Origin of the sequence: Pedobacter sp. MC2016-05 (genome assembly GCF_026239735.1) — a bacterium.
GTDB lineage: Bacteria > Bacteroidota > Bacteroidia > Sphingobacteriales > Sphingobacteriaceae > Pedobacter.
In genome coordinates this window covers 109038-127899 of record NZ_JAPIVT010000001.1, presented here as the reverse complement: position 1 = coordinate 127899, position 18862 = coordinate 109038, and the positions used below count along the sequence as shown (strand labels likewise).

18 protein-coding genes and 1 tRNA gene are annotated in these 18862 nt (G+C 37.8%); 13 read left to right on the top strand and 6 right to left on the bottom strand.

Annotated elements, in window-relative coordinates:
- Positions 1 to 6 precede the first annotated feature (6 nt).
- Positions 7 to 1497, top strand: a complete 1491-nt coding sequence (locus tag OQZ33_RS00540) for a RagB/SusD family nutrient uptake outer membrane protein (protein ID WP_265797100.1) — start codon at positions 7 to 9, stop codon at positions 1495 to 1497.
- A gap of 307 nt (positions 1498 to 1804) precedes the next feature.
- Here OQZ33_RS00540 and OQZ33_RS00535 read toward each other — a convergent pair whose 3' ends face one another.
- From OQZ33_RS00535 to OQZ33_RS00525, 3 genes are all read right to left on the bottom strand, one after another.
- Positions 1805 to 2476, bottom strand: a complete 672-nt coding sequence (locus OQZ33_RS00535) for a hypothetical protein (RefSeq protein ID WP_265797099.1) — start codon at positions 2474 to 2476, stop codon at positions 1805 to 1807.
- A gap of 140 nt (positions 2477 to 2616) precedes the next feature.
- A complete protein-coding gene (locus tag OQZ33_RS00530) occupies positions 2617 to 3024 on the bottom strand; it encodes a DoxX family protein (RefSeq protein ID WP_265797098.1) in 408 nt (135 codons plus the stop codon).
- A 1-nt stretch (position 3025) separates the two neighbouring features.
- On the bottom strand, positions 3026 to 3925 hold the full coding sequence (locus OQZ33_RS00525) for a S66 peptidase family protein (RefSeq protein ID WP_265797097.1): 900 nt from the start codon (positions 3923 to 3925) through the stop codon (positions 3026 to 3028).
- Between the two features lie 40 nt (positions 3926 to 3965).
- On the opposite strand from OQZ33_RS00525, the gene metG reads away from it, so the two are divergent.
- Together metG and OQZ33_RS00515 are read left to right on the top strand one after the other, a co-directional pair.
- Positions 3966 to 6074, top strand: a complete 2109-nt coding sequence (gene metG / locus OQZ33_RS00520; protein WP_322974994.1) for a methionine--tRNA ligase — start codon at positions 3966 to 3968, stop codon at positions 6072 to 6074.
- A 239-nt stretch (positions 6075 to 6313) separates the two neighbouring features.
- Positions 6314 to 6916, top strand: a complete 603-nt coding sequence (locus tag OQZ33_RS00515) for an FMN-dependent NADH-azoreductase (protein ID WP_265797095.1) — start codon at positions 6314 to 6316, stop codon at positions 6914 to 6916.
- Between the two features lie 116 nt (positions 6917 to 7032).
- Here OQZ33_RS00515 and OQZ33_RS00510 read toward each other — a convergent pair whose 3' ends face one another.
- The 3 genes from OQZ33_RS00510 to OQZ33_RS00500 all read right to left on the bottom strand — a co-directional run bounded on the left by OQZ33_RS00510 (position 7033) and on the right by OQZ33_RS00500 (position 9842).
- The gene (locus tag OQZ33_RS00510; RefSeq protein WP_265797094.1) at positions 7033 to 8184 is read right to left on the bottom strand and encodes a ligand-binding sensor domain-containing protein; all 1152 of its coding nucleotides are present in this window, start codon (positions 8182 to 8184) and stop codon (positions 7033 to 7035) included.
- A gap of 15 nt (positions 8185 to 8199) precedes the next feature.
- Positions 8200 to 9003: a prolyl oligopeptidase family serine peptidase gene (locus OQZ33_RS00505; protein WP_265797093.1), complete on the bottom strand. Its 804-nt coding sequence runs from the start codon at positions 9001 to 9003 to the stop codon at positions 8200 to 8202.
- 446 nt (positions 9004 to 9449) lie between these two features.
- The gene (locus OQZ33_RS00500) at positions 9450 to 9842 is read right to left on the bottom strand and encodes a VOC family protein (RefSeq protein WP_265797092.1); all 393 of its coding nucleotides are present in this window, start codon (positions 9840 to 9842) and stop codon (positions 9450 to 9452) included.
- Positions 9843 to 9980: 138 nt separating this feature from the next.
- On the opposite strand from OQZ33_RS00500, the gene OQZ33_RS00495 reads away from it, so the two are divergent.
- The 10 genes from OQZ33_RS00495 to OQZ33_RS00450 all read left to right on the top strand — a co-directional run bounded on the left by OQZ33_RS00495 (position 9981) and on the right by OQZ33_RS00450 (position 18655).
- Positions 9981 to 10052 (top strand) — tRNA-Arg (locus OQZ33_RS00495).
- 395 nt (positions 10053 to 10447) lie between these two features.
- Positions 10448 to 11515, top strand: a complete 1068-nt coding sequence (locus OQZ33_RS00490; RefSeq protein WP_265797091.1) for a hypothetical protein — start codon at positions 10448 to 10450, stop codon at positions 11513 to 11515.
- A 186-nt stretch (positions 11516 to 11701) separates the two neighbouring features.
- Positions 11702 to 12121, top strand: coding sequence for a hypothetical protein (locus OQZ33_RS00485; RefSeq protein ID WP_265797090.1), 420 nt, complete (start codon positions 11702 to 11704; stop codon positions 12119 to 12121).
- Between the two features lie 50 nt (positions 12122 to 12171).
- Positions 12172 to 13989: a hypothetical protein gene (locus OQZ33_RS00480; RefSeq protein WP_265797089.1), complete on the top strand. Its 1818-nt coding sequence runs from the start codon at positions 12172 to 12174 to the stop codon at positions 13987 to 13989.
- Between the two features lie 1532 nt (positions 13990 to 15521).
- Entirely contained in the window at positions 15522 to 16031 is a 510-nt protein-coding gene (locus tag OQZ33_RS00475) for a hypothetical protein (protein WP_265797088.1), read from the top strand.
- A 346-nt stretch (positions 16032 to 16377) separates the two neighbouring features.
- Positions 16378 to 16854: a hypothetical protein gene (locus tag OQZ33_RS00470; protein ID WP_265797087.1), complete on the top strand. Its 477-nt coding sequence runs from the start codon at positions 16378 to 16380 to the stop codon at positions 16852 to 16854.
- A 1-nt stretch (position 16855) separates the two neighbouring features.
- Positions 16856 to 17410, top strand: coding sequence for a hypothetical protein (locus OQZ33_RS00465; protein ID WP_265797086.1), 555 nt, complete (start codon positions 16856 to 16858; stop codon positions 17408 to 17410).
- Positions 17411 to 17519: 109 nt separating this feature from the next.
- On the top strand, positions 17520 to 18080 hold the full coding sequence (locus OQZ33_RS00460; protein WP_265797085.1) for a hypothetical protein: 561 nt from the start codon (positions 17520 to 17522) through the stop codon (positions 18078 to 18080).
- A 12-nt stretch (positions 18081 to 18092) separates the two neighbouring features.
- Positions 18093 to 18341 carry a hypothetical protein gene (locus OQZ33_RS00455; RefSeq protein ID WP_265797084.1) on the top strand — a complete coding sequence of 83 codons (249 nt, stop codon included), beginning with the start codon at positions 18093 to 18095 and terminating at the stop codon, positions 18339 to 18341.
- A 110-nt stretch (positions 18342 to 18451) separates the two neighbouring features.
- Positions 18452 to 18655: a hypothetical protein gene (locus OQZ33_RS00450; RefSeq protein ID WP_265797083.1), complete on the top strand. Its 204-nt coding sequence runs from the start codon at positions 18452 to 18454 to the stop codon at positions 18653 to 18655.
- Positions 18656 to 18862: the final 207 nt, after the last annotated feature.

Below are 18862 nucleotides of genomic sequence, written 5' to 3'. Positions count from 1 at the left end.
AATAACATGAGAATTTTTCATAAAAAAACATATAGATTTCCGGTATCAAAAGTTGTTACCGCGGTATTTCTTCTTAGCATTTTGGCAACTTCATGTAAAAAAGAGTTTTTAGAGAAGTCGCCAGAACTTGAGCTTCCTCAGGAAGAAGCGTATACAACTGCTCAGCGTATAGATAAAGTTATTACAGGATTGTATTCATCTGCGAAAAATGGCTCTTTATTCGGCGGTCGTTACCACATCTACAACGACATTCGTGCCGAAGAGTATATTCTCAGGGATCCTAACGTCGTTACCGGTGCAGATGTTTATCAAGCAACCAATGATGCAACAAACTCATACATTTCAAGCTTTTGGTCTGTAGGTTATGGTACAATCAATCGTGCGAACTTAGCTATCGATGGATTAACCCAAAATGTAGCTGGATTACCGGCAACAGTAACTAATCCTGCGCTTGGTGAATCTAAATTTATTAGAGCTCTAGTGTACTTCCAGTTGGTACAGATTTTTGCAAAACCTTATGCATTGGATAATGGCGCATCAAGAGGTTTGCCATTGAGGTTGCAGCCAGAAACTACTGCAGCTAATAATGCACTGGCTTCAAGCACAGTTGCTCAAGTTTATGCTCAAATTCTTAAAGATTTGGATGAAGCAGAAGCTCAGCTACCAACAACCTATTCTACAGCTTTAGCAAAAACTACAAGGGCGCATAAGAATACTGTTATAGCCTTGAAAACACGCGTTTATTTGGCGATGGGAAATTTTCCTAAAGTTATTGAAGAAGGTAATAAAATTGTTCCAGCTACAGCACCTTTTTCTACAACTGCTGGAGCCGGGCACAGCTTAGCTGCAAATGTGGCTACACTGTATGTCCCTCCATACACAAATTCAGAATCGATATTCTCTTTTCCAATGGCTGCAACTAATGCACCAGGAACTCAGAATCAGTTAGCTTATTATTATAATAGCTTTACTGGAGCAAACTTAATTTATTATTTAAATAGAACTTCACCAGGTATTTATGCTGATCCTCTTTGGCCAGCTACTGATGCTCGTAAAACAGCTTTCACGGCTTTATTTACGGGTTCGGGTTTAACTGCCCAACCTGTATTAAAAAAGTATAACACCCCTTCACCTTGGACTGACTTTGTTCCAATGATTAGGTATGCTGAGGTATTACTTAATGTTGCTGAAGCTGAAGCTCGTTCTGCAGGTGGCAATTTAGCTAGAGCTAGAGCTTTACTTGATGCTGTTCGCCAACGTTCGGATGCGAGCTACAATTTTGGCACATTAAATGCATCACAGCTTTTTGAAACTATATTAAAAGAGCGTAGAATTGAATTGTTAGGTGAAGGGCAAAGATATAATGATTTAGCAAGGTTAAATAGACCTTTACCGGCAATCGGGGCTTCTGGACAAAACATTCCAGTTGCTGATCCTAGATATACTTTCCCCATTCCAATTAATGAGAGAAATACAAATCCACTCGTGGGAGACTAATATTTTTGGCATTTATATTTGATTACAACCCGATAGTTATTTGCTATCGGGTTTTTTAGTTTTATAAGAAAAGTTATTGTAGATATTGGGATTAAAAACCGTATTTTAGTTATGATATAAACAGCCAATATTATTAGAATTTGATGTACTTGAGCTGTATGCTTCTTCCCAAAATGATAGTTATCAACGCTAATAAATAAAAACATACATGATTAAAAAAATAGGTAATAGTTATTATATCCTATATGCAACAGCTCTTTAACATGTGGTGATTTGGATAAAAGCTAACTTTGTAAGTTTGTTACGATTATAGTGTGTTGTAATAGTTTATCACATTTACATAATCCTCTTCTGATTTCATAATTAAATTTTTCTCCTTTATAAAATTACTTAGTTTAGTCCTTTTATCTGAAAGAATAGCCAATAAGTTTTTAGTATTTTTTTGAAATTTAATCATCTTTCCTTGATGGCAAAGAAAGTATATTTCGTTGTACAAGAATGTCTTTTTCTTTTCAGACTCTCCATATGAAATGCTTTCAGAAATCGATTTATAAAGCTTTTTAAGCAGTGTTGTTTTTCCTTCCGTCAAAACTTGATAGTAACTTTTTTGATTATATTTCCCAACCTCAGGAAAACCATTTTTGAACAAAGCCATAGGTTCGATTGAGGATTTATTCAAGATCATTTGAAATTCTTTAATTGGATATTTGAATGCCATAGCCTGATCCTCATTTGATTTAAAAATGATGCGATCATTAAATATGTCATATTTCAAAAGCATGTTATTAAAATATTTTTCATTCTCTTGCAAAACGTGTCCAGTTATCCAGTTGGAGTATAAATAAACATCACCAACATATCCATCAGTATACTTAGAGTCGTAAGGTGTACCAATAATATCTTGCCCGATTTTAAACTGTGCAGCGCTTGAACATGAAAATGCAAGCAATAAAGCAATAATTAATAGTATGTTTCTCATAAGATAAGAATTAAAAAAGTTATTTAATTATATACGTGCTTCAAATCAAAGGTTCTTAATGGGTTTAATTATTTTTTGAATCTCCTATAATTTCTACTGATTTATGAGAGGCCTTTCTCCCCAATTTAATAAATCAAACATCATTTCTTATCTACACTATATTTTCCAGGGCCGATAAAAACCAAGCTGAAAAATACAATACCCAACTCTATTGCATGGCTTGCGCCTTTCAGGCCATCGCCTTTTCCAAAATGAACCAAAGCGGCTATAGCCATTGTAAAAACCAATAACATACAGGCAGGGCGAAAAAATAATCCTACAATTAACAAAAAGCCGCCAGAGGTTTCAGCTACAGAAGCCATAAAGCCCCAAAAAACGGGTAAGAAATCAATGCCGACAACTTTCATGCTGCCGCCTAAACCTGCCCAGCCAGAAGGACCGCCAGCCAATTTTGGGAAACCATGAATAATAAACATCACGCCTAAACCAATGCGGAGAATTAATAGGCCAGTGTTGCGATACTTACCTAAACTATCAAAAATTGCCATGTTATAAATATTTAAATTGAACGTCGTTTTTTTCTGCTTTTAATTCTACTTCAGCCCCTAAAACCATACTTAAATTATTTTCAATATGTCCGGTGGGAAAATTGAAACAAATAGGATAAGCATAATCTTTCACGATATCCCAAATTACCTGCTCTGCCGTTTGGCCAAAAAAGATCTTCTCTTTTGCGATTTCATTAAATGCACCAATGATTAAGCCCCGAAGATTTCTTAGCTTTCCCGCACGCTTCAGCATCCTCAACATTCTATCGATGCTATACTCTTGTTCTCCCACATCTTCTAGAAATAAGATTTTACCATCAAAATCCATCTCCGAAACTGATCCCTGCATCATGACAAGCAATGTTAAATTTCCCCCTATTAAAAGGCCTTTTCCAACACCCGGTTGATTATTAAATTCGCTGCGGTAACGATAAGTTTGACGCTCACCAAAAATCACCTTTTTTAATGACGCTAAAGCTTCAGGTGTAGATTCATCGAAAGTGTAAGGCATTTGCGCATGTAAGCATTGGATCTGGGTTTGCGCTATAATGTGCGAAAGTAGAATCGTCACATCACTAAATCCAATAAACCATTTCGGATTCTGCTTAAACTTCGTAAAGTCGAGTTCGTCAATAATACGGATGGTGCCATAGCCCCCGCGACCGCAAATAATCGCTTTTATGGTTTCATCATCCAAAAAATGCTGAATGTCGTTGGTTCTCAATTGATCTGTGCCCGCAAACTGATGGTGACTTGCATATACACTTTCGCCAACTATAACCTCTAGGCCCCAATTTTCCAAAATGGAAATTGCACTATCAATGGATTTAGGTAATTTCTTTGCCGGACAAACTATGGCAATCTTATCTCCTTTTTTTAAATACGGGGGCTGCTTAATCATCTTTAAAACACTTATCTTTGCCAAATTAATAAAAATTGTTTTGGATAATAGTAAAATAAAAAGATATACCGTAACGGCAGCACTTCCATATACCAATGGGCCGGTACATATCGGGCACCTAGCCGGTGTTTACATTCCTGCTGATATATATGCCCGCTACCTTCGGTCCAATAAACGCGATGTGAAGTTTATCTGCGGGTCGGATGAAAACGGTGTGCCAATTACTTTGAAGGCAAAACGCGAAGGAATTACCCCACAGGAGGTGGTAGATAAATACCATAAGATTATCGGAGATTCTTTTAAAGAATTTGGGGTTTCTTTCGATATTTATCACCGTACCTCTTCGCAAACCCATCATCAAACGGCTTCAGATTTTTTTAAAACCCTTTATGATAAAGGTGTATTTACCGAAGAAATTACAGAGCAATATTATGATCCTACGGCGAAACAATTTTTAGCTGATCGATACATTACCGGTACGTGCCCAAAATGCGGCAATGAGAACGCCTATGGCGATCAGTGTGAAAACTGCGGTTCTACTTTAAATGCTACCGATTTAATTAATCCAAAATCTACGCTTTCAGGAGATAAACCCATCTTAAAGGAAACTAAAAACTGGTTTTTACCTTTAGATCAATACGAAGATCGCCTGCGGACTTATATTGAAAGCCACAAAGAGTGGCGGCCAAATGTTTACGGACAATGCCAAAGCTGGTTGAATGCTGGGTTACAGCCCCGGGCCATGACCCGCGATTTAGATTGGGGCGTACGTGTTCCGCTCCGCGATGCGGAAGGTAAAGTATTATATGTGTGGTTCGATGCTCCGATTGGCTATATCTCTGCCACAAAAGAACTTTGTAACTATGCCAAACTCGATGTTTGGAATCCAAAAGCGGAAGAATATTACATCAGTAATTACGAAGCGGATAAATGTGGTTGGGAGGAATATTGGAAAAGTGATGAAACCAAATTGGTACATTTCATTGGCAAGGATAATATTGTTTTTCACTGTATCATTTTTCCGGCCATGTTAATGGCGCATGGCGATTATACCCTGGCCGACAATGTGCCAGCCAATGAATTTCTAAACCTCGAAGGACAGAAGATCTCTACCTCTAAAAACTGGGCAGTTTGGTTAAACGAATACCTGCGTGAGTTTGAAGGCAAACAAGATGTGTTGCGTTATGTACTTACCGCAACAGCACCAGAAACAAAGGATAACGATTTTACCTGGAAAGATTTTCAGGCCAGAAACAATAACGAGCTTGTCGCTATACTTGGCAATTTTGTAAACCGCGTGGTGGTACTTACCCATAAATATTTCAATGGAATTGTGCCCACCTGCATGGAAATTACTGAAGTTGATCAAGCTGTAATTGATGAGCTGGCAGGTTATCCGGCAAAAATATCGGCTTCAATAGAGAATTATCGTTTTAGAGAGGCTTTATCCGAAGTGATGAATGTTGCCCGTTTGGGAAATAAATATTTAGCAGAAACTGAACCCTGGAAGCTGATTAAAACAGATGAAGATCGCGTGAGGACCATTTTGCACTTGTCGCTCCAAATCGCAGCAAATATTCAAATCTTAATTGAGCCTTTCTTACCATTTACCGCGGAGAAGTTGATGAAGATGCTGGTGAATGGTGGTCATGATTGGGATGATGCAGGAAGTGTGAGTTTGCTTAAACGCGGTCATCAGATTGGAGAAGGCGTACTCCTTTTCGAGAAAATTGAAGATGCTGAAATCGATTTTCAGATTGAAAAACTGAATCAAAGTAAAGCAACGAATGCCGCGAGTGCTGTTGTGGCTACTCCTGCTAAAGAAAACATTAATTTCGATGATTTTTCTGCAATAGATATCCGTGTGGCAACTATAGTAGCGGCCGAAAAGGTAGAGAAAACCAAAAAGTTATTAAAGCTAACCGTAAATACCGGTATCGATGAACGAACCGTAGTTTCAGGTATTGCAGAATACTATAAGCCAGAAAATATTATCGGCAAGCAAGTGAGCATGATTGTTAATCTTGCTCCCCGTGAAATTAAAGGAATTTTATCACAGGGAATGATTTTAATGGCCGAGAATTCGGAAGGTAAATTAACCTTTGTTGCTCCGGTTGAAAAGTTTCAAGAAGGTAGTATTATTCGATAATATATCATTAGGATTTGCATCAAGCCCCGGAGTTTTTCGGGGCTTTTTTTGTGCCTGATTTTAAAGAGGCTATCCCAAAGGATAGCACTACCCTTTGGGATAGTAAGAAGGTTTGCTCAGGTGTTACGGCTAAATTTGTCTGGTAAATTTAGAAACAGGAAACCATCACGATTTTTTGAAACCACATAGTGGAATGAATCAATCTGATCGCTTCATCACCCTTAAAAAAATATATACAGATGAAAAATATCCTTCATATTATGTCAAGTCCTCGTGGAGAGGCCTCTATGAGCATTAAACTAGGTAATGCCATTGTCGATAAAATTCAATTCAAATACCCGGGATCAAAGGTTAAGGAGAGTAACCTTATCAACAAGCATTTCCCTCACCTGGAGGAAGCGCATCTTAACGCTTTTTATACGCCTGTAGAACAGAGAAGTCCCGAAAATCGGCTTGCGGTACAACATTCTGATGAGGCGATTCAGGAAATAAAAGATGCAGATATTTTAGTCATTGGTGTACCTTTTTACAATTTCGGCATCCATTCTACGCTTAAAGCATGGATTGATCACATCGCCAGAGCTGGCGTTACCTTTCAGTACGGAGCAACCGGACCTGAAGGTTTAGTTAAAGGGAAAAAAGTTTATCTGGCCATTGCCTCTGGTGGCGTATATTCTGATGGACCGATGCAAGCCTATGATTTTGCCGCACCTTATTTAAAAGCTGTTCTTGGCTTTCTGGGAATGACAGATGTTACTGTTTTCAGAGTAGAAGGCGTAAATATGCCTGATCTAAAAAAAACTGCTTTAGAAAAGGGGATAGAAAATATTGAAATAGCGTAATAATTCTTACACTGAAAAAAAATAAGAGTTTGATTTCAAACTAAACCTGCCAAGCCATAAGCCACAGTAGCAGCTGCGACCTATTGGCTTGGTAGGTTAAATTATAGATGTAAAGGTTAAAATTTCCTTTCAAACCTATCTCCCGTTAACTGGTATACTCCACTTGGGTTTGCGCCGCCGAACCACAATTCGCCTTGCGGTGTTTTGTAGATTGTCCAGATGTGTTGGCTCTCCAGTCCATCTGCTTTAGTAAAATTCTTCATCAACTTTCCATCATATCGCCATACACCAGATCCTACGGTTCCAAACCATATATTTCCGGACTGATCCTCGGCAAGTGCAAAAACTTTTTCTAACGAATTCCCCCCGATGTCGGCTTTTCTGAGTTTTTGTTCAACAGTAAAATTAACAACCTTATTGCCGTCGTATCTCAATACACCTATCCCGTTGTTGCCAATCCAAAGGTTGCCTTTACGATCTTCCATGATCGCTCTGGTGTGGAGATGCCCGGTTTTGTCGCTCAAACCCAGGGTCGAATCGTTCAGAATTTTAAAATTGTTTCCGTCATAGCCCAGTACTGCGCCATAGGAGCCAAACCAAAGTCTGCCATTTTTGCCCTTCACAAAAGCCGTTGATATCGAATAGTGATTTTCATGCCCTACTCTGGAACGAATGGGAAATGTGCGGTAGGAGAGGTTTTTTCCATCATATTCGTATACGCCAGGGTTGCCTTCAAGCTGATTATAGGCTTCCATCTCATTTCCCTTAAACCAAATACTATTCTTGTTGAGCTTCCAGTCGTTTTTTTTATGGTAATCCTTCTGGGTATAAACCGCCATTTTACCGTCTTGATATCGGCTTAAGCCCCTGCCGCACTCAAACCAAACCACACCATTTTTATCTTCATAAATGTTCCGTACCTGATGATCACTTAAACCATTCGACTTATTAAAATATTCAAATTTCCCTTTATGAAGCAGCGCAACACCCTCCTGGTCACTGCCAAACCAAATATCTCCTTTGCTATCTGCAAAAATAGAGCGGATCCCAGTGGTGTATTTCAACATTAAAGGGTTGATATCTTTTTGGCTGTATCGATTTTTGTCAGTCAACCCGTTAATCCCTTTTCCAACATTTGGGTCGATCATTGCTGCAACGATAAAGGTGACTGATAAGCCGCCAAAAAGTAGCAGGTAAAGCCAAACCGCCTTCGCCTTCATCATCAAATTCCGATTAAACAGATACTGGTTTCCTGCAGGTGCGATCATTTGTTCTATCAAAAATTATTTCCATTTACTAAACAGCCATTTTGGAATCTCCTCAGTTAATAAAAACGGAATTACAATGTTGTTGTGATTTAGATTGGTGAAGGTTGTGAAAACGAGATTTTTGTTGGAAGCCAATCGATCAAATAAAGCCAAACTACTCTGGTATGGGTTTTCGTCGTCTTTTTCGCCATGGATGAGCCAAATGTTTTTTAGCCTTATCTTTTGAAGGTTAGAGAAATCTGAAACGGCTGCGATAGAAATGGTTGCTGCAAATTTATCTGGCGCCAGGTTCAGTAGATTTTGTGCAGTAGAGGCGCCCATGGAGTAGCCGATCAGGTAAATTCTATTTCGATCGATATCAGGATATTCATCTGCCAATTGGTCAATCAATTTCAATAAAGCAGAAACATCCGCAGAGGGTTTTGCAATTGCAGTACCCACCTCATCATTCGCATAGTTGGAAGATCGCCTGTTGAATTGTGGTGCCACCACATAGCATGGATAGTCATTATAAATTTCAGGTCGGAGCCAAATTTTTGCCAGTGGCTCCAGTTGCTGCTTATTGTCGGTGCCTATTCTGGTGGAATTATGAAAAGTAATCACCAAAGGGTAGCCTTTCTTTCCGGTTTTAGGCGCTTTAGGTAAAAGAAGCCGATAAGGAATTTGGATGCTATCAAGCGTGAAAGCTTTTTTGAGCCATACATTAGTATTTAAACTATTTACTATTTTTCTGTTTTGGGTAAAAGTCAAACTATCGATAGTAGTTTTCCTAAATGTTTTTTTCTGCGCAAAAGCGAGATTTGCATTTGCGGTTAACATGAAAAAAAGAGCCGTTAAAATAGGGTGGACTATTCGTTGGAGCATTGGAGTGATTCGCTTATTACAGGTACTTAGATTCGAAACGTTGAAGGCAGCAAGTTAACTTATTTAAGCGATATTCACGTTTGTTCATCCAAAACCAATGAGCGCAATCGAAGCATGCTGAAAATCAATGGATAATATAAATAGGAATATCTTTTTTAAAACTAGCCTTGCTGAGAATTCGTATTTAGCATGTACATCTGGAACTAACTGATGTATAACTTAGGTTAAACACAAGTGATTCACTCGTGTATTTTGACGTTACCTCAGGCACTTTAAACACACAAGTTGAAAAGTGATCACATCAGCAGATGCACAAATTGCATCTGCTGATTTTTTTATACAATAATGTAGGTTAGCCTTTAGAGACTCTGTTCAAAGTTTTGTCGAAAGTAAACTTCAAATTAAGATGGCCAATAAAGCACGTTAAACTTATGTCCGTCTGGATCCGAAAAGCCAAAGGTGTAACCTTTTTGATAATTTTCTTTCTCGGCGTAAATAGCGGCTCCAGCAGCCTTCGTCTTTTCAAACCAGACATCAACTTCTTCGCGGCTCTCTGCTGAGAGACTAAATATAATTTCAGTTCCGGTGTGAAGAACCGTGTTCTCTAACTTTGCTGCATTGGTAAATTGCTGTTCTGTAAAGAAATGAATAATGAAATGATTATTGCCAAAAGAAAAGCTCACCAGATCGGTAGTTTGCTCCCCATTTTGTTTAAAGCCAAGGGCATTGTAAAATTCAGCAGTTCGTGCCAAGTCTTTCACGGCAAGATTAGCCCAGATCATTTTCGTATCCATAACAGAAATATGAGGTGAATATATAATGCAACAGATAACATCCGCTATTGTTTAGGATAGCCTTCCCCAAGGATATCATCCGAAACATCAAGTTCACACATTTAGCCTCAAAACTTTTATTATATTTGCGGCATAAATGGTCCCGTAGTTCAACGGATAGAATAGAAGTTTCCTAAACTTTAGATATGAGTTCGATTCTCGTCGGGATCACTGAAAGAAAGAGAGTGTAACAGCTCTCTTTTCTTGTTTTTAACCACTTGTAAAATAGATAATTACACTTAAAAGGCAGTCTGTTGCTGATATTTAATTTGTTAATTATCTCTGATCAAAGATAACGAAATAAGGTCGAATTACAATCAGTTTGAGGCATTTATACTATCCTTTTGGCGCATCTACTGGCGCATATTTTCATCCTTAAATGTCTCTTAATCACTTGTTAACTTTTAAAAAAATCAAGGGGAACTACGAATTTTAGAAGAAATATCTTAGATAGCAGTTCGATTCTCGTCGAGATGATCTGTATTGAATGCCTTATTTATGATATTGAGAAATAAGAAATATATCAAAATCCAAAATTTAGTACCTTTCACCTAATTATAGACCCTTTGACAGAAATTTGGATGGTACTTAACGAAGCAGATAATATTATAGACATCAGCCCAAACATTGAGTTTGCCAACAAACTTATATCAGATGAGCTAGCTAGAGGAAATACATACGAAAGAATACATCCTACAATATCTGATCAGCTTGGTAGTATTATAATTGGAGAATTAAAAGTAACTTATAACAATTTGCCTTTCAAGTTTATGGGTGGTAATGATAAGTCGCTACATTATGATGGAAAGCTAAGCGAACTCTATAATGAGCTTCGTGATGTTGGCGAAAAACATAAACAATACATACCATCACTGAATCTACAAGCCATAGACAATTTGTTATTTGCAACATTGTTCAGTTGGGGAGAATTCTCAGAACGTCAAGGAAATGATAATAGACTGTCTTATCTAGATGAGCTGATTGGTTTGTATCTGAACATAAAGAAAAAAAAGGTTCTGATTGGCAAGGAAGCCAGCCTATTGCTTGATGCAGAGGACAGAAGCAAGGGGTTTGATAGAATTTCAGAAGATACAAAAGAGCATCTTATTGTAGATGGTTATGTCAAAGCAGAAGCTAGGCATGTTGGGGGATTGGGTGTTAATAAGCTTACTTACATTCCTTCAGACATGGATATTGTTATAGCGGATAGAAATGGAGGCGAAAATATCGTTATTCCAGAGCGCTTAGCAAACAAGATTTACAGTATGCTTTTGAAAGAAATCATTGAAGAACATCAGCGCAATGGTACTAAGTTTTATACGAAGCTGACCAAGGATGATGTAAATGACATTGAACTTGAAAGCAGAAGCACATTCAGAAAGAGTAAGAAGAACATTAAACTGTTAAACCACCTAATACTGCTGATGGACATCTATATCACTCAATATAACACTTTCGAGGTTGTTAAGAAGCATAGATACGTATTAATCTATGATATTCTTAAGGCTCTAAAATATATCGAATACAATCATCCAACCCGAGAAGATAAATATAGCTATATCAGAACTATAGTGAGAGACAGCGATCCTACAAAACGTTCAAAAACCTACGGGGAAAAGCAGCTTTACATCTAGCTACACCGTTTTAATTTATTTTAAATTTATTAGCCATATAGTCAGTCGATTATATGGCTTTCTCTTTTTCTCTCCAATTCTAATTTATTAACCTTAATCCCCGAGGCTCCTTTGTATTAATTCCTCAAGGGAAGGCGGTTAATCTCCTACCAATAAAGTGGAGCAATATTAAATAAACTTAAAACTATGGCAACAGCCAAAATTTTAAATCCTCTTCTTGCCAAGTTCAAGAAGAGTGCAACTGCAAAGAAGACAGTTGAGAATCTGTTAACAGTGGATGAGGTAGCAATGAAGTACTTCAAAAGTGTAAGCAAAGCACAAATCGAAAGGTATGTGAAGGTAATGAGAACGTCGGAAGCGAGTGACTTCAAAAAACTTTTCAATGCCATCAGTTCGGGCTTGAGACTTGCTGGTCGCATCTATGAGGGAATTGATAAAGGTGGCAATGCGTACGCCTACATTAAATTCTTCTCTCCTAAAGGAGAGATTGAATGTAAGGTGTTCCCATTAGGTAAATTAAACAACCTAATTGCAGACTACCAAGCTGGCAAAGTAGCAATCAATTTCAAAGCAGAGGAATTAGTTGATTTTATCTACAACCGTTAACTTTTAAAAACAGGGTGCGTTAAGGCGCACCCTAACTAGCCATTATTATTATGAAAGAGATAGAAATAAAAGTATCAAGGGCTATCAAATATATAACAGATTATGAACTGTTTAAAATGGGATTCCCGACAAACAAGATATACATTAAAACATTGCCTGGATGGGGAGCAACACATGGAGAAATTAAAATATTCCGACATCACTCAATCTGTGTGAACCCTCATGTTCCAGTAATCGAAGAGAAATCAAAAGCAAAAGCAGATGATATGCTTAAATACCCAGACATATGCGTTGTTTATGAAAAGGTAACACAGTCAGATGTACTTAGGTATCTCAAAGGTAATGTTGTGTGGAAGAAAATCCTTTGTACACCAGAGGCATATGATAAAAAGGTAAGGCCTGCTATAGAGGAATCAGAATTTGATCTATTTAAGGACTTCTATATGTTATTAGACGAGTGCGATAAATTAATTAAGGATGTTGGTTTTAGACCAATGGTCGAAGCGCCTATGGATGACTTTTTTATGTTTGAAAATAAGAGCATGATATCAGCAACGGCATTAGTACCTACAGATCCCAGATTTGAACAGCATGGCTTCGAGATATACAGGATTGTACCAGATTATGATTATTCCCAACCATTAGATTTAGTTATTACCAATAACATCATCGCTTCTCTGGAGAAAGTGATTAACGCCCACCCTAATGAAAAATTTTTTATTTTCATCAATTCAGCTACCCACATTCATGCAATAATAGAAGCCTTGGGTATCGCTGAACAAAGCATTGTTTACTGTTCAGGTAAAAGTGTCAGAAAGCTTGCTAAAGAGGGGTTTGATAACGCTAACGATAAGCTAAGTAATTATCCACGATTTACATTTTTCACCTCTCGTTACTTTAGTGCAGTTGATGTATTTCTAGAGACAAAACCAATAGTCATCATGATAACCGACGTTTACGATGAGAAAACGCTTTTAGATCCCTACACAGATAACGTGCAGATTGTTGGTAGAGCGAGAAATGGTGTTAGTGATATTTATCATATCACTGGAACCAATCCAAGCTTAGAAACTATTGACGAAAATGAAGTACGCCAATACCTTGATGAAAGCTATAGTGCATTTCAGGAAGTAAAACAGTTGGGTAATAATATAAAATCATCCGGAGGTAAGGACACATTATCTCAATGTTTAAGCGCACCAAAAATATTAAACATTATAAAAAAAGATGAATCATTACACCATGGCATGATAGACAACTTTATGTTGGATAATAAAATTAAAACTACTTATAAATCTCAGGATACTCTGATTTCTACTTATGATAGGATTGGAAACTTTAAAGTTAGATTACGAGTAGACTCATATGAAGCAACTCATAAGCAGATGCTTACTGATTATAAAAATGAAAATTTTAAGATTAGATGCGAGAATGTAGCCAAGATGATGGATGTCTGGAGAAGACCTTTTGATAGTGATGGACAAATCAGGTTTGTATTAGGAGATTTCATTTCTACACTAGAGAGGGATAATCCTGATATTGCCGATTATTTTAACAAATTAACCTTCGAAGTAATGCAGAAGTTGAGTTTTGACAAGCGAAAGATGAATCGGGAATTAGCTAAGATAGTTAAAAAGTCAAAATTTCAAGATGGTTTGGTAAGGCGAGAGGTACATGCAGAATTTACTTTGTTAATCCCTGTTAAGGATGATATAATCAAAAAGAAGTTAACATCCATTTATGTTAAAAATGGCTATGCAGATGGAGCCAAAGCCGCAGACTTTGGCAAGTTTTTTGAATCTAAGCGAAGCACAAAAGATAAACAGCATATAACAACACCTATTTCTGTAAAACCTTTTCAATTATGATAATCCAAATAGTTGGCTAATATCTCTTATTATAGATCAAATGGCAAAATTTTGGACTAGATGAATCGATTGACTGATCCGACAATTAACCCGTAAAGCACCATTTAACGATGGTGTTTTTTGCTGCCAACTTTCCTTAGTTACGGGGTCTTAAGCTTATAAAACCAAACGCAAATTGGAATTGGTGAGCTATAACATAGAAGCAGAGTGAAGTAACCTCTATCAAAAACAGAATTATGATCTGATCGGGCGATCAATAGAAATGTTATAAAGCACGCAGTAATTGCAATTAAGCTGACTGCAATCTTTGCCAGTACTGGGGTAACGTTTTTACTTTTAAGTAGGTAGGTTGACAGAAAGAATACCAAAGATGTGGGAAATGAAATCAGTGCTGCGATTACAATAGTCAATAAAAGGAATAAAGGCATCTCCCCCCATGGTGCATCCTCAGCCGGAGAAAAGATGATCATTGTTGACCATAGAGCTAACGTACCTAGAACAATACTGGTGAGCCATACTTTGATTGTGAAAGAGAGTGCTACAGGCATTGATGTAAAAGTAGTGATAGATGGCTAATTTAAAAATAAAAATTTGGAATGCCATCTCCACAAGTTAGCCCCCTATACTTTGAAATGCAAGTTCAATACTATGTGAGGGTTGGCTTATGCAGGGCAATTTGAATCTCCAGTATATCCTGTCTTTATAAAAGTTAACACTTACCAATGAAACTCTTAAGGAATGATGCCCATAACAAAAAGATGAGAATGCCCCCCTCTAGGGCATAGGTATGGACCTCACCCCCGTGACTTGGTTTTGAGGAAATCAAAGCGTAGAACAAGAACTCTATTAGGGATTTAAAAGCTTTCTTCATTACCAGGAATTATAAACGTTTTAACTTATAAGAAATCAATATGGACTTCAAGAAGCATCCACAGGAAAGAAACAAGCTAGCTGATCAGGTTAGGATCAATGAGGAACAATGGTCTAGTAAGCGTTCAGCTTACAAGAATTGTTATCAGGCAGCTAAGCGAGCAACTCCTTTTCAAAAGGCCGACAACAAGCTAACAGAACGAATGTTCCACATCCTGGTTAAGCACGTTAAGCAGCATGCACAAGCTCAAACCGTCAAATCAAATAAAGTTTGCATCGAGATTGACTACAAGCCGCATCCGTTGAATGTTGAATTAATCCATTCCATACAAACTGCACAGTGTTACTTTGGTCTGAAATGTAACATGTGGAACCATTACAAAATTGAATATCACTTTTGCAACTGCACCTATGAAATGGAACTTAACAAGTTGATCAAAACACTTGCTCTCACTGATTGCATGGAGCTATTTAAGTTCGCTACAAGCTACACAAACTTCCATAATAGATCACTACAAGTTCAACCAGAACGCTTCATCACATTGCTTTAAACAAGCTCCATTCTCATCTTTTAAACGTTAACACTTTTCTGCACGCAACACACTAAAGGCATCTTTAACAGGATGTCTTTTTCTATTTAATCACTTTTAATTCTTACAACAATGAAAACACAAACAAAGGCCAAAGCGCCAAAGACACAGTTCGTCGCGATCACAAACGATGTACAACAGGTAAACAAGGAAGTTGAAAAGGCATACACCTTAATGGTGGATGCTGCTACCAATCTCCTAAAGCGATTCGACGTTGCAAAGTTCAGAACCTTTGCTTTGATGGATCATACCAAGAATGAACAGAACACAAACCTTGTGAAAGAGTTCATCTGCTATCACTGGAACATCACTCTATCAATGAGTCCAAAGGATGGAAAGTACTATTTATTTATTGACCTAGGTTTGGAGGCAATCGAGAAGTTCGGGAGCATGCTTACCAACAACCTTTTAAGGGAGTGTTACCAACTTACCCATTCCAACGACAATACTGGAGGGATTGAATACGCGCTCAGAGTAAACTATCTACCTGCTGAGAATCTACATAACTTCTACTATAGACGAGTTGTTGAAGGGGAAACTGATTACGTGAGTATTGGTACGGTGGAAAAAGAAGCTGCATAAATAAAAAATATGGGTACAGGAATGCACCTAATTTTAAATCCACTTCCTATATTTATAGCCAAATGAAAAAAATGGCGTAGAGTAAAATACATACATTACATATAGAAGAAATTTAGCGTAGCTATCAGTTCTTGCATATCAGGAATCCTAGGAAAATTCAAACATTGCAACAAGAACAGAGTGGTTCACGCCTGCGCAAGAGCGTAGGTGCTGTCCATCTGTTGCAATGGGCCCTCCTAGGAGCCTCTGAGTGCAGGATTGGTACAGTTCCCTACGCTTTCGTGTTAACTGATAAATCGAGCGGGCACTATCGATTCAAATTTTAATGAAAGCTCTAAAACTGTTAATGCTGTTTGCTGTATTATTTACATTAGCAAGCTGTACCAAATTCAAAGATGGGAAGTACATCGTCCTCAACATAAAATCCCATGATGACCAATTCAACACCTTACCAAAGTGTTCTGATGATACCATTAATGGTAAATCAATTGGTGGGTTTCTTAGCGAGAAGTTTAAGCAGAAACGCTACGATCTAAAATTCAAGGAAGATTTGGTGATCATAAAAGATGTTCAGGAGGAAGAAGATACAATACTAGCTTTAACATCTGATGCCCAAGGTGATTACTATTCTACTGACTTATCAAAAGGAGAAGAAAAACTTCACATAGAGTTACGTCCGAACCCTTCGAAGAGTGGCTTAGTATTAATAGTAGATTTAAATGTACCTTGGGATATGAGGTATCGTCCAGTTCAGCTTGGAGGAAAGTTCGTAGGTGGAGGTCCCTGTGGAAGAGCTATTTCTTATTTGAGTAAACTTGATTGATATGAAAACTAAAGGTTTATATATGATCATAGCTTGTTTAGTAGCGACTTTACTGGTGCTTAGTACTGTGTTTATCATGAGGTATAGAGAAAGTGAAGACGTAAATCATCGTACTAACATAGGAACTCAAAACAACACTAATTCTACATTCGGCATCGGGAGGTTGAATGAAAATCAAAGTAGTAATTATCATTCTAAAGAAGTTCAAGACACTATCGCCTCAAAATCCATTGTGGATCCTAAGGCACTAAATATTTCAAGAGCTGTTCAGCCTTCCCTTGTGGTTAGGTTCGCTGATTTATTTCCTGATGAAGTCTACAGAAGTGATAATACACTACTTATTGATGGTATAATTCAGAGGGTTGATGAAGAGAACGATGGCGTTTACGTGATCGATGAAAGTGGGGTGTCCATCTATATAAACTTCGATTTTATGAACCTTACCTTAGAAAGGAAGGATTACATAAGCGGTTATATTCAAGTTGGAAGAAGAATCTCAGCTATGTGTGTAGAGGAGGGGCGTACCCTTATCGTTAACTCATTTAAAATTTGGTAATGGGTCTGCTAATGCAATGGTATACTTGTTCTACCCATGAAGCGGGTTCTGTTCTGTTTTTATAAAAGTTAACATAGTATAAAAATATTCTCACATTAAGGAATGTATCATGGAATCAAGTCACTTAAATCTTCACGAGCCTCACACAGAGACCAATCTATTATCAACAGAAGACCTACCTTATCTTTACCAAAGTGACTCCCACAACTTTGGTTTTGATAAAAGAGGTTTCTATTTAGATAGCAAAGGTAATCAGTACCGTTATAGCATTCCTGAAGAGGACTACTTTTCGATTATTAAAGAGGAAGAATACAATTCAAATACCCCTTCCAATGAAGAATCTATGGATGAGCCGCACATTAAAACGGACGTCGTATACTACGATACCATTAAACCGTCAGAACTATTTAACAAATTAGAACTTTGTGAAGTAACAAAGAGCGATTTAAGATTTGAATTAACAAGTGAAGTAATCAAAGATTTATTGAGTGCGCCAATCGTTGAATCAGAGAGTTTTATAATGGATTCGGGCTGGCGGACCAAATCCGTTTTGGTTTACCTAGCAGAGCTTGATGTATACAAACGGATTTTGCTCGTATCAAGTGGCAACACAAATAAGCTTAACACAAGTATCTTCACCGATGGCCTCCTGAAAACACTTACACCTTAAACTTTTGCTGACATGATTTCATACGAACTAAGCAAACAGCCAGAATCCGTTGAATTAAATGTAAACGATCTGCCTTATCTTTATCAAAGTGAATATGTGATGAATGCACGTTCACATATCCATCGTGGTTTCTTTGTAGATCCCAACGGTAGAAAGTTCAAGTATCACAATCCCTCAGGTTGGAACTATGATATTTACGTTGGCGGTAACGCAACTCCGCCAATACCATTGACACCTAGAGATGACTTTGCAACGGCCTAAATTTCGGCTGATCACTTGTTTGGTGATGTAAAAAGTTTTGAGCCAGCATTTGCATTGTCACAAGCCTTCTCGGTGTACCTAAGCTTGACGGGAACTTATTATCGGAGCTATTGAGATCCACTGTTAGAGGGCATGAAAGTGGCTTAACTGATGGTGGCAAATGGACTAATTCACTTTACATCTACTGTTCCAAAGACGGTGTATACATAAAGGTTCTACTTTCAGAAACAGGATTACGTGAGTTAACAAACACCAGTATCAATGCCCAACGTATTATTTCGATTTTCGGTAAGGTAGGTGGCAAAGCATTCTAATGCATCGTAATTCCCTCCCTCTCTCATTCAGTGGCTTACAGCGAGAAAGGGAGGGTTTACTCTTTATAGTGGTGAAAGATGGCGTTTGTAGTGCTAGCTTTATAAGGTACTGCGTTCACTTTTCAGCTTGTGGTACTTAGCAACAGACAGTGGTATAAGGTAGGTAGATCGGAATTCCGCCATGTCTAATGCCACTTAAAACACATG

What these genes read in the sequence shown, in the direction of transcription:
- OQZ33_RS00540 (WP_265797100.1), top strand. Translation starts at nt 7, where the DNA reads ATGAGAATTTTTCATAAAAAAACATATAGATTTCCGGTATCAAAAGTT.
- OQZ33_RS00535 (WP_265797099.1), bottom strand. Translation starts at nt 2,476, where the DNA reads ATGAGAAACATACTATTAATTATTGCTTTATTGCTTGCATTTTCATGT.
- OQZ33_RS00530 (WP_265797098.1), bottom strand. Translation starts at nt 3,024, where the DNA reads ATGGCAATTTTTGATAGTTTAGGTAAGTATCGCAACACTGGCCTATTA.
- OQZ33_RS00525 (WP_265797097.1), bottom strand. Translation starts at nt 3,925, where the DNA reads ATGATTAAGCAGCCCCCGTATTTAAAAAAAGGAGATAAGATTGCCATA.
- OQZ33_RS00515 (WP_265797095.1), top strand. Translation starts at nt 6,314, where the DNA reads ATGAAAAATATCCTTCATATTATGTCAAGTCCTCGTGGAGAGGCCTCT.
- OQZ33_RS00510 (WP_265797094.1), bottom strand. Translation starts at nt 8,184, where the DNA reads ATGATCGCACCTGCAGGAAACCAGTATCTGTTTAATCGGAATTTGATG.
- OQZ33_RS00505 (WP_265797093.1), bottom strand. Translation starts at nt 9,003, where the DNA reads ATGTTAACCGCAAATGCAAATCTCGCTTTTGCGCAGAAAAAAACATTT.
- OQZ33_RS00500 (WP_265797092.1), bottom strand. Translation starts at nt 9,842, where the DNA reads ATGGATACGAAAATGATCTGGGCTAATCTTGCCGTGAAAGACTTGGCA.
- OQZ33_RS00485 (WP_265797090.1), top strand. Translation starts at nt 11,702, where the DNA reads ATGGCAACAGCCAAAATTTTAAATCCTCTTCTTGCCAAGTTCAAGAAG.
- OQZ33_RS00480 (WP_265797089.1), top strand. Translation starts at nt 12,172, where the DNA reads ATGAAAGAGATAGAAATAAAAGTATCAAGGGCTATCAAATATATAACA.
- OQZ33_RS00475 (WP_265797088.1), top strand. Translation starts at nt 15,522, where the DNA reads ATGAAAACACAAACAAAGGCCAAAGCGCCAAAGACACAGTTCGTCGCG.
- OQZ33_RS00470 (WP_265797087.1), top strand. Translation starts at nt 16,378, where the DNA reads ATGCTGTTTGCTGTATTATTTACATTAGCAAGCTGTACCAAATTCAAA.
- OQZ33_RS00465 (WP_265797086.1), top strand. Translation starts at nt 16,856, where the DNA reads ATGAAAACTAAAGGTTTATATATGATCATAGCTTGTTTAGTAGCGACT.
- OQZ33_RS00460 (WP_265797085.1), top strand. Translation starts at nt 17,520, where the DNA reads ATGGAATCAAGTCACTTAAATCTTCACGAGCCTCACACAGAGACCAAT.
- OQZ33_RS00455 (WP_265797084.1), top strand. Translation starts at nt 18,093, where the DNA reads ATGATTTCATACGAACTAAGCAAACAGCCAGAATCCGTTGAATTAAAT.